This window comes from Shewanella hafniensis (assembly GCF_019655335.1).
Classification (GTDB): Bacteria; Pseudomonadota; Gammaproteobacteria; order Enterobacterales; family Shewanellaceae; genus Shewanella; species Shewanella hafniensis.
On the sequence record NZ_BPFD01000113.1, the window covers coordinates 1 to 10,048 of the forward strand.

Sequence of the window (10,048 nt, forward strand, 5' to 3'; positions counted from 1 at the left end):
CGCCTTTAAACAGCTTATGCCACTGCTCAAGTACTTCGCGGTCAGTCCAACGATTGGCGCTGTCGACATCGACCCGCAGCACCACATGCAGATGATTGGACATCACTGCAAAGGCCGCCACATCAATAGCAAAAACCGCTTCGAGTTCAAACAGTAGCAATTCTACCCAAGCGCAGCGATGGTCATAATTTTTTCCCGAATAGGCATCATCACCACACAAAAACGCACGCCGCACAACGCGGCTACAGCAATGGTAATAAGGCGTGTCTTCAACACTTATCTGAGTTCTGCGTGAGCGCGGCATACAAACCTCCTTGTTTAATGCTTAACCCAAGCATAGTCGGAGGTTAACAACTGCGCTATTTAGCGCTGGGTGTCCACTTTTACTTACTTTTACTTACAAACAGTAGCAATTCTACCCAAGCGCGGCGATGGTCATAATTTTTTCCCGAATAGGCATCATCAACACACAAAAACGCACGCCGCACAACGCGACTACAGCAATGGTAATAAGGCGTGTCTTCAACACTTATCTGAGTTCTGCGAGGGCGCGGCATACAAACCTCCTTGTTTAATGCTTAACCCAAGCATAGTCGGAGGTTAACAACTGCGCTATTTAGGCTGGGTGTCCACTTCTATTCTTGACCGACTAGCTTTCGCAGGTGCAGGGACGCATCCTTCGGAAGCGATAGCAAATTTGTCAATGAGCACAAGGGGCTTTCAACTCCGTTGGGGGCGTCTTGGAGCATCCAAGGACGAGTAGTCCTCCTTGGTCGGGTGTGGGGTGAAGCCCCACGACTTTGATTTTGATTAAAGCATTCAAACTACGAAACACGGAATGGGTCAAAACAGTGACAATAAATTCAGGATTACTAAAGGTTCCTTTAACTCGACTTTGGAGGGTTAATAGCCATTCAACTAAGGCAGCTAAAGCTTTGCCCTAATCTTTGCTGCCAGCATCTGTCCCTGATATTTATCTATAATTTCCCTACAATTGAAAACGAGCTTCAACGGTAAAGACACCGATCCCCTATCCAAAATCTCAATTAAACGACTTGGCGTTTACTCCTTTTTAGCGTTGTATCGGCACCCAGTTTCAAATTTTTTTTGAAACTAATACCTGCCTTGATCACATTGTTTTTTACTTAAACCTGCTTAAAATGCTGCCATTGAATTTGTATTCCTTAATGATTTGGAGCCGTTACATGAGTGATTTAAGTTTCTTCGCCAAAAAGCGCTACACCACTAAGGCCTTTGATCCAACTAAGACGATTCCTGCGGATAAAATAGCAGAAATCAAAACCTTATTGCAGTACAGCCCATCATCGACTAACTCACAGCCTTGGCATTTTGTGTTAGCGAGTACGGCGGAAGGTAAAGCTTTAATCGCCCAAGCAACCGAGAATTATGCCTTTAATACCCAAAAAATCCTCAATGCTTCCCATGTGGTGGTGCTCTGCACTCGCACTCAATTAGATGAAGCGTATTTGCTGCAAATCCTTGAACAAGAGGAAAAGGATGGCCGCTTAGCTAATGAGGAAGCAAAACAAGCCCAGCATAATGGCCGCTCTTTCTTCGCCAACATGCATAAATTTGAGATGAAAGATGCCCAACATTGGATGGAGAAACAGGTCTATTTAGCGCTCGGCACCTTAATGCTCGGCGCAAGCGTGTTAGATATCGATGCTTGTCCGATTGAAGGTTTTGATGCCACTAAAATGAATCAAGTCTTAGGCTTAAGAGAGCAAGGTCTATGCGCCTGCGTAGTTGTCGCCATGGGTTATCACGCAGAGGATGATTTCAACGCTAAATTGCCTAAATCTCGCTTAGATCAAGAGGTGATTTTTACTGAAATATAGGCCTCATCTTAAGTGAATAATAAACATGCCCTTGATTTAATGTGATATAAACAAGGGCATATTTTTTAGCACAGTAACCCGCTTCAGCAATAACATCCTAAAACCTGTCTGCTATTAACGACTTATTTGCACAAGAAACCATCTAAAGTAGGAGTAAACCACCATGGTATTGCTCTAAAATTCATCTTTGCCTACACTTTGCCTCTATGGCATGATTTGCTGCGCAGTTCAGGACGGCATAGCTTAGTGGATCATCGTTTATCGTCGTTTCGAGTCATCTTTTTTGCAGCCCAGCGGTTTTATCGGCGCATTGGTCACACTTACAATTTAGGATGGGACAGTCAGTATGTTATTTGCCAAACCCTCGCTCACTGAAGAACCTCAATCGATTCGCGTTGCAAACACTAAGGGCGATAACCCACTGATTTGGCCATTACTCACGGTTTTACAAGCCTCAAACCAAAGTTGGAAAATCCATCACTTAGCCACAGAATTACAAACCCAAGGGCTGATCCACCAGCTTGATGAAAATCCGGGTAACGATTTATTCAAACGTAACTTCCTACTGATGAACGCCCTGTTTGAACTGCAGGAAATATTACTGCCAAAGCAATGGCTGCAAGTCAAAGCCATGGAAATCCAAATCATCCGCTTAGTCCCATCAAACGTTAACCTGCTGATAATGCAAGATACTTCCCTGCGTGAGTATTATCTCGATTGGAACAACTACGACACCAGCGAAAACGTAGTGCGTGAATTGCTTGAGGCCTTCTGGAGCAATTATAAGAGCTATATTGGCTTAAATATCAATCTGATGAATAAGGGTAATGCACTGCGAGTTTTCGAATTAGACGAGAGCGCCACCGCCCGCGATATCCGCAAACAATGGCGCCGTTTAGCGCTCAAGTGGCACCCAGACCGACCCGATGGTGATGCGGCGCGTTTTCGCGAGGTATGCGAAGCTTGGCAGTCGCTTAGGGATATTGCGTAAGAATTTAGCCAGCGATGATGCAGAACGGGGCTTTAATCAACATGCACCGACTTAGCGATGCGATCCTGTCTATAGTCCTGCCAAATCTAAGGTAAAACTTCCATTTAGATCACAGATTTAGCCTACTAGCTTCATGCCAATTCAGTCATAATTAAGCCTTTCCATTTAACCTGAACCTATGTGTCAACGCTGCCATTTGGGCTAGCTTAACTCCTAGGTTGAAGCTCACTCTATCTCTAATGTTGACCGTTGAATGTCAACGATAACAACGACTGACATTGTGAATTCAATCCCACCGAATTTGAGGAAACTATGATTAAACAATTAGCCTTGGCTGTAACCTTAGCGATTGCGCCCTTGAGCAGCTTTGCCGCCAATTTTGTTGAAGGCACACACTACACTCAAATCTCGGCAAAAGCGCCTAGCAGTGAACCTAAACTCACTGAATTCTATTCATTTTATTGCCATAACTGCTTCAATATGGAAACCAACTATTTGCCAGATATCAAGGCAAACCTCAACAAACAGATAAGTTTCGACAATAAGCATGTCGACTTTATGAATAGCGACATTGGTACCGAAGTGATGCGCTCTTTGGCCGTGATCCAAAGCCTTGATAACAAAGATGCCTTAACCCATGCCATGTTTACCGCAATCCAAGGTGCTGAGGGCGCAAACGGTCACGATCACAGTGCACCGGGCCATCAGCACGAGCCGCAAATTAACAGCCGTGATGACATCAAAAAAATCTTCGCCCAATTTGGCGTTGATGCCGCTAAATACGACGAGTTAGCCGATAGCAAAAGCACTGATGAAAAGCTGGCCCTGTGGCGCACTCAGCAAAATGAATTCAAAATCGACAGCGTCCCCGCCTTTATCGTGAACGATAAATACGCAGTAAATTTAAACAGCATCAAAACCTTAGATGAGTTAATTGGATTAATTAACTATCTTGCCGTTGAGAAAGATGCCGCAGCCGCTAAAACCTCATCGGGTGGCAGTCTAGGCTGGTTATTTTTAGTCTTTGCCGCCGCAATTGGTGTGACACGTCAGCAGCGTCTTAGCTAAATCCAGACACAAGCGTTAAAGCAAGGAACTGTCAGCATAAAAAATGGCCTCCAAATTAGGAGGCCATTTTTATTCGCATTCGAAACACGCTTGCAATATAAGAACTTAATTCAATCGCCTATATAAACACAGTCATTTAGTGTTATTTTCCAATCTGTTATTGACGAATGAAATCGAGAATATGACTCGCCGCCAAGATTAAATGTACGATCAAGAAACCGATAAAAGCCTGCGCAAAAATTTGATGATAACCGCGCCACGCCAGCGCCGTTGGCGTCCCTTGAACAACAAACCAAACGAGGCCCGTAACCCCTGTCGCCACCAGCAACAGCATACCGATACCTTCTATTGCACTAAACAGCCCTTTACCACCTGCAACGGGGAATTTGCCTTTTGTGAGTCCAACCATATCCTGTTTTAACTGCGCCCAATCGCCAACTAGCCAACCAAAGTATTGGTGCCATTTGCCATGCAAGGTATTGCTGAGCAAGAACAATATCCCCAGCACTGCGCACGCTAACCCTAAATAAACATGCAAATAGTCCCAAAAACCGGCGTTATCGGATATCCGTCGGCCCATAAAAATCCACGGGCTGGCACAGACGAGTAAACTGCTTGATAGCACAACCCACACATGTAGATGCGCCATCATGACTCGGAACAAGGAGCTGAGTTTACTCATCATATTTTTCATCCTACTTAATGCTTCCTTTGCCCTTTGCATGATTGAAGTTTGAAGATTAAATGCATTCGCGGCGGCTTAATGAGCGCGAATAAAGTGGGCTAGGGGCAAAACGCGACGCCGCGATTTAATGCCCAAATTAGGCGCGGTGGATCTGCTCACCAAATTCAGCCACTTTCTGCCAATCCGTGTATTCCACATTGGTAACTGGATCCGTAGGTCCTTTCGTTAACCACATGATGAAACGGATGATATTTCTATCTAAGGCGTTATAGCCTTGATAGTTCAAGTTACCACCAAAAACGCGTAATAACTGTGGCCGCCAAGTGGTTTTACTTAAGAATGCCTGCATATAAGGATTGGTTTCTGGGGTGTTTTTCTCAGGTTTCCGCGCGACTAAACTAACGGAGAAAAAACCACTGACCTTATCCGTCAACACAGCTTGATGTTTTTCAATAAATTCGTACAAGCTAGGATTATGTTTACCATGGCGAATACTGGCGCCAATGATGATTTTATCGAACTCAGCGAGTGCAGGAACAGCCTTGATATCGGCGGTAACCACCTCATTGTCCAAGGCCGTTAACTGCTGCGCGAGCTTAGTTGCAATTTTTTGGGTCTGGCCGTGAACACTAGAATAAATGATGAGAATTCTTTTCAATTTAGCCTCGATTAATCCCAAGTAAAATAACCATTAAGATATTTCATACTAGGTGATTTACCCCGCAATTTACATGAAATAGATCACGGGCTTAGCCCCAAACCACTCAGGTATATGCGGTAGTTTTAGCAAGCTCACAAAAAAAGGCAAACCCTGAGGTTTGCCCATACTGAGATACACTAAACGGGATGAATCGACAAATTATCTTTTCACGCCTTACAAAGACATTAGAAATGCAATGACTTGTTCACGTTCATTTTTTGATAAATTCATAAAGGCAATTTGACTCTTTTCAGCTTCACCACCATGCCACAATATCGCTTCTTCTAGGGTTGCGGCTCGTCCATCATGTAAGAAACCGGCTTGTGGATTAACCGTCTGAGTTAAACCTATTCCCCATAGTGGCCTTGTACGCCATTCGCTTCCCGAGGCTAAAAAGTCTGGGCGGCCATCGGCGAGCCCTTCGCCCATGTCGTGCAATAATAAATCAGTGAAGGGATAAATCTTCTGTCCTTTTAAGCTATCACTCATGGCTCGCCCACCAATGTCACCACTCGTTTTAGTGGTATAAGAGGGCACATGACACGCAGTACAATTAAGTTGAGTGAATAATCTCGCCCCCTCTCTTACATTCGGTTGAGCAACATTACGCCTTGCAGGAACGGCCAAGGTTTCAGCATAAAAAACAACAGCATCACTGAACTCAGCTCCGACTTCAGGCGCACCATTTTCATCTGCCCCTGTATCAATAAAACCAGTTCGAGTGAGATAAGCATCGTGTAGCGCCGTACCTTTGATACTTTCATCGGGGAATAGAGGATTAGTTATGCCAATATCGCCACGCAGCGCACCTAAGGATTGCACCCGCACACTCGGGGTATTCGCCTTCCAACCAAAACGGCCTAAAGACACAGGTTCTGGATCGCCCGTTTGTGCCTTCACAGCATCAAACACATAGTTCGCGCGGCCAGAAATACCGTCATGATTGGCATCATTTTCATCAACATGTTGCAAAATATCCGCTGCCGCAATCGCTTCGAGTAAACCTAAGCCAAAGACTGGCATGCCATTACGCCATCCCATTAACACATCGTCTTGCAAAAGATTTGAGGTCAAATTAGGGCTTTGCTTAGTTTCGCCGGGCGCATCATAGGGGTTTTCCACTTCAAATAGCGGCTGCTTCAATAAGACTTCAGTACCGTCTGGGTAGGTCACTGACTTTGTTTCATAGGATAAGTAAACATCTGCTTGGCCAATAAACTGATTCTGCTGCCAATCACTACGTGCTTGCAGTACGCCTCGATGAAACAGTTGTCCACCGAAATCAGGTACTGGAATGGGTGCACAATAATCATTACTCACGTCGCCTTTAATACAGGTATCGTTGGCAGCCTTACTTATCCGCAAAAAGATGCCCGCATCCGATCCTAATTTAACTCGTGTCTGGCCCGTGCTGACTTGCGGAGTCGAGTTACGTCCATCGCGTTGATGGCATGCATTGCAGTTAGCATTATTAAATACAGGACCTAAACCATCTAACTCAGGGTGTTCAGCGTTTGGCGCCGTGGTAAAAGAAGTCTCAAAAAACTTATCGCCCGCCATGTGCAGCGCAAGTTCAGTCGCGGTTAGATTTACCGATGGTGTAGAGAAACCATGTCCTGAATTACCTGCATCAAAGGTTGTCGTTGCGCCGCCGCTGGCAGTGATATCCGTATATTCAGGATAAACAATGGGTTCAGGTATGGGTGTATCAACATCTTGTGCATCGCCACTGCCACCACAGGCGCTCAGCTGTAAACAGCCAATGAAAAATGCAGGTACTAAAACGTGTCTGTTATTCATCAAAAATCTCACACAAATAAAATGACAAAGCAGCAACTATGCAATTGCATCCTTGCTGCTTAAGACATAACTCACCAAACGGGTTCCGTCGTTTAGCGTCATTTCATGACAATGCCAAGAACCTCTATCGCCTTAGCATTGCTCTGAATATGAAATTAAGATTTCCAACGAGAAAGTAATGGTATGACATCAGACTCAAGTGTGGTTTTCAGCTTGGTCAAGGCATCCACAGCCACTTGAATTCGCGCCCTTCCCGCATCATCTTTAATCGCTTGGCGGAAAGGCTGTTGATTGCTGCCAGCAATAGCGCGGATCTTGATAATGGCATCATCGATTTCACTGCTAACACGTGTCGCTAAGTTCGCATCGGCAGCAGCCACGAAATTAATGATGCCTTGACGATCACTGTTACCGGTGAACTCTCCTTGATATATATTTCGTACCCCAATGATGTTATTGGCAAAGTCATCTAATGAGTTCCAAGAGTATTGCGACTCCACCTTTGAAGTATCAGCAGTGGCAAGGGAATCACCAAAGGGATCAGCAATCTTACCGTTACCGACCTCATCGACAATCGCGATCATGCCATTGATCAACTCTTCAACTACAGCCAATTGCGATGAGTAAATAGTATTGCCTGCTACACCGGGATTCTTCAGCAACTCAGCGTAAGGTTTAGCGGCAGCATCTTGCGGATTGTGGTTTATCTGCCAAGCGTCGTCGAGCTGCTTAGTGTAATCACGGAACACTTCGGCCAATGCAATAAGATACTCACGTTCTTTTGCTGTTAACTGACTGATAGGTTTAGTATTACCATTCACACCATCGCCGAATAATAAGAATTCAATGGTATGAAAACCTTGTACATCATCATTCCAACCCTTAATCGTCTCAGCATCAAAACCTGAATTAGAATTTAGCTGTGTTTGTAGATCGGTCGTATTAAGCGGCCAGCTATCAAGATGTGGATCGATACTGAGTGAGTCTACTGGGCCAAAAATATGTGATTCACCTTGCTCCCATGGTAAACGTGCCGCTTTCCACGCAGCTTGAGCAGCGTCTAAATCCGCTTGGGCTGTTGAGTTAGTGAGCTTCTGAGTCGCCAGTAAAAGGGCTTCCGCTTTCGCGGCTAAGTCCGCATAACCAGCCACGATAACGTCATCGGTCAAGTTAATGATCATCTCAGTGGCGGCGTAACTAAAGCGATTATCCGGCGTTGTCGGTGTTGTAGGCGTTGAATCATCCGATCCAGAGCCACCACAGGCTGCTAAGGTACTCATAAGGGCGATGGCTATTGCCGTTTTACGTAATGTCATAGTGCTTAATGTCCTATTTGTTCCATCAAAAATGAATGTGACTAGAGCGAAAATTGATAACCCACGCCAAGGGCGAAGAAATTAGTATCCGGAATGCTCGCGACGGCTACTTGTTGTAAGCCTGCTTCCGCTTTAATCACTATCTGTGGGATAGGAAAATAGTTAATGCCGACACTGGTCCAAGTATTTTCAAAACGCTGAGTCGCCGTGCCTGTTTCGACTTCCATCAAAGGATTGGAATAATCTATGTTGGCAAAAACGGTTAACGGAAGAGAGGTGAAATGATTCAAATCGATGCCCGCTTCAACAAAGAAGGCCTGTGACTGCGATCCTAGCTGTGCGAAGTTACCTGGCCTTAAGCCTGGCGTTGTTTTATTGGCTTGAGTAATGGCATCGCTGTCGCTTAAGGTGCCGTAGAGATACTGACCGCGTAAGATCCAAGGACCTTCAACATAAGCCGCGGCGACTGACACTATGCTAACAGTGCCATCCACATTGATTTTATTACTTTTGTGACGATTACCACTGGTATTGCCATAGTAGTAAGCGACACCAACGGCGGAACCTTTTTTAAAGTTGCCGTAATCTAGACGTCCTGCAAATGCTAAATCGTCACCATTAACATGCTCGAATCGTTTTTGATGACCCGATGCAGCCCAATCATAGGTTCTAAAATATTCTGAATTGAGACCACTGATAATTTGGGCCTGATAGTGGAAATCGGCCATTTCACCATATATTCCGATACCGTTTTCATTCCAAACAGCGGGGATCATGGCGGCTTCGCTTCGATGACGCATTACGGTAAGATATTGATTTGGTTTGTGCAGCATACTGGTCAAGCCAATAGGAACATGGATATTACCAAATTTAATCCCAAAGGCTTTAGACGGACGATAACGCAGCTCAGCCTTTTCAATCATCACCTCACCGCCAGCTTCGACTTCAGTCTCAAATTCACCGAACTCATCAAAACCATCGTATTCTAAGGCGACGCCTGTGCCGCCATGTTCATACTCTATTTCGACTTCCATGCTCCAAGCATCGGTAAATTGATAGCCGAACTCAGTGACAACGCGCTCTAAATCGAAACGATTACGGCGCTCTGGTGTGGTGTCTTGGACGTTATCAAAGTACTCATCACTGGTATAAACGGCGGTACCGTAGGATTGAAATGAAAACTTGCTAAGTTTATCGGCGGCGGTTTCAACACTATTTACCGTGGTATTGGTCTTAGTTTGATAGTCTGCCTGCTGAACTTGCTGCTGTTTCTGTTGCGCAGCTAATTCTGATAACTGCTGCTTTAATTCTTGTAATTGAGCCTCTTGCCTTGCGATAGCCTGCTCTAAAATCGCAGGGTCTGTCGCTGCCTGTGCAGGGAAAGGAAAAAAAAAGAGGAAAGAAGGGAAAAGGAGGGAAAGGGAAAGAAAAGGGAAAGAGGAGAGAAGGGAGGGAGAAGAGAGGGGGAAAAGAGGAAAAGGAAAGGAGAGAAAAAAAGAGAGAAAGGGAGAAGGAGGGGAAGGAGAAGGGAAAAAGAAAGGGAAAAAGAAAGGAAAGGAGAAGAGGAGGGGAGAAAGGAGAGGAAGGAAGGAGGGGAAGGAAAAAAAAGAGGGAGAGGGAGGAAGAAAC

General features: G+C 45.1%; 10 protein-coding genes and 1 pseudogene. 4 read left to right on the forward strand and 7 right to left on the reverse strand.

Translation table 11 applies throughout. The features are described 5' to 3' along the window. Positions 1-304, reverse strand: a 304-nt coding sequence (locus tag K5Q99_RS20415) for a transposase (RefSeq protein ID WP_505973631.1), incomplete at its 3' end; no start/stop codon positions are given. Between the two features lie 79 nt (positions 305-383). Next, complete coding sequence (locus K5Q99_RS20420) at positions 384-557, reverse strand: transposase (RefSeq protein WP_220777959.1); 174 nt, start codon at positions 555-557, stop codon at positions 384-386. 648 nt (positions 558-1,205) lie between these two features. Between K5Q99_RS20420 and nfsB the strand changes: the two genes are divergently transcribed. From nfsB to K5Q99_RS20435, 3 genes are all read left to right on the forward strand, one after another. Continuing rightward, on the forward strand, positions 1,206-1,859 hold the full coding sequence (nfsB, locus tag K5Q99_RS20425; RefSeq protein WP_220777960.1) for an oxygen-insensitive NAD(P)H nitroreductase: 654 nt from the start codon (positions 1,206-1,208) through the stop codon (positions 1,857-1,859). Positions 1,860-2,205: 346 nt separating this feature from the next. Beyond that, a complete protein-coding gene (locus K5Q99_RS20430; protein WP_220777961.1) occupies positions 2,206-2,850 on the forward strand; it encodes a DNA-J related domain-containing protein in 645 nt (214 codons plus the stop codon). A gap of 312 nt (positions 2,851-3,162) precedes the next feature. After that, positions 3,163-3,918, forward strand: coding sequence for a DsbA family protein (locus K5Q99_RS20435; RefSeq protein ID WP_220777962.1), 756 nt, complete (start codon positions 3,163-3,165; stop codon positions 3,916-3,918). A gap of 157 nt (positions 3,919-4,075) precedes the next feature. On the opposite strand, the gene K5Q99_RS20440 is transcribed toward K5Q99_RS20435, so the two are convergent. The 5 genes and pseudogenes from K5Q99_RS20440 to K5Q99_RS20460 form a co-directional block, all read right to left on the reverse strand. Continuing rightward, a complete protein-coding gene (locus K5Q99_RS20440) occupies positions 4,076-4,603 on the reverse strand; it encodes a cytochrome b/b6 domain-containing protein (protein ID WP_220777963.1) in 528 nt (175 codons plus the stop codon). A gap of 136 nt (positions 4,604-4,739) precedes the next feature. Next, the gene (gene hemG, locus K5Q99_RS20445) at positions 4,740-5,261 is read right to left on the reverse strand and encodes a menaquinone-dependent protoporphyrinogen IX dehydrogenase (RefSeq protein ID WP_106651767.1); all 522 of its coding nucleotides are present in this window, start codon (positions 5,259-5,261) and stop codon (positions 4,740-4,742) included. A gap of 216 nt (positions 5,262-5,477) precedes the next feature. Further along, positions 5,478-7,103, reverse strand: a complete 1,626-nt coding sequence (locus K5Q99_RS20450) for a di-heme oxidoredictase family protein (RefSeq protein ID WP_220777964.1) — start codon at positions 7,101-7,103, stop codon at positions 5,478-5,480. Positions 7,104-7,258: 155 nt separating this feature from the next. Further along, the gene (locus K5Q99_RS20455) at positions 7,259-8,419 is read right to left on the reverse strand and encodes an imelysin family protein (protein ID WP_220777965.1); all 1,161 of its coding nucleotides are present in this window, start codon (positions 8,417-8,419) and stop codon (positions 7,259-7,261) included. A gap of 41 nt (positions 8,420-8,460) precedes the next feature. Next, positions 8,461-9,798: pseudogene (locus K5Q99_RS20460) on the reverse strand (porin family protein); the annotation flags it as partial. Between K5Q99_RS20460 and K5Q99_RS20465 the strand changes: the two are divergent. Beyond that, a partial coding sequence (locus tag K5Q99_RS20465) for a hypothetical protein (protein WP_220777966.1) occupies positions 9,792-10,048 on the forward strand: 257 nt, incomplete at its 3' end. The pseudogene K5Q99_RS20460 and the gene K5Q99_RS20465 overlap by 7 nt on opposite strands.

Coding starts and splice junctions, on each gene's coding strand:
- K5Q99_RS20455 (WP_220777965.1), bottom strand. CDS start 8,419: ATGACATTACGTAAAACGGCAATAGCCATCGCCCTTATGAGTACCTTA.
- K5Q99_RS20440 (WP_220777963.1), bottom strand. CDS start 4,603: ATGATGAGTAAACTCAGCTCCTTGTTCCGAGTCATGATGGCGCATCTA.
- nfsB (WP_220777960.1), top strand. CDS start 1,206: ATGAGTGATTTAAGTTTCTTCGCCAAAAAGCGCTACACCACTAAGGCC.
- K5Q99_RS20435 (WP_220777962.1), top strand. CDS start 3,163: ATGATTAAACAATTAGCCTTGGCTGTAACCTTAGCGATTGCGCCCTTG.
- K5Q99_RS20420 (WP_220777959.1), bottom strand. CDS start 557: ATGCCGCGCCCTCGCAGAACTCAGATAAGTGTTGAAGACACGCCTTAT.
- K5Q99_RS20430 (WP_220777961.1), top strand. CDS start 2,206: ATGTTATTTGCCAAACCCTCGCTCACTGAAGAACCTCAATCGATTCGC.
- K5Q99_RS20450 (WP_220777964.1), bottom strand. CDS start 7,103: ATGAATAACAGACACGTTTTAGTACCTGCATTTTTCATTGGCTGTTTA.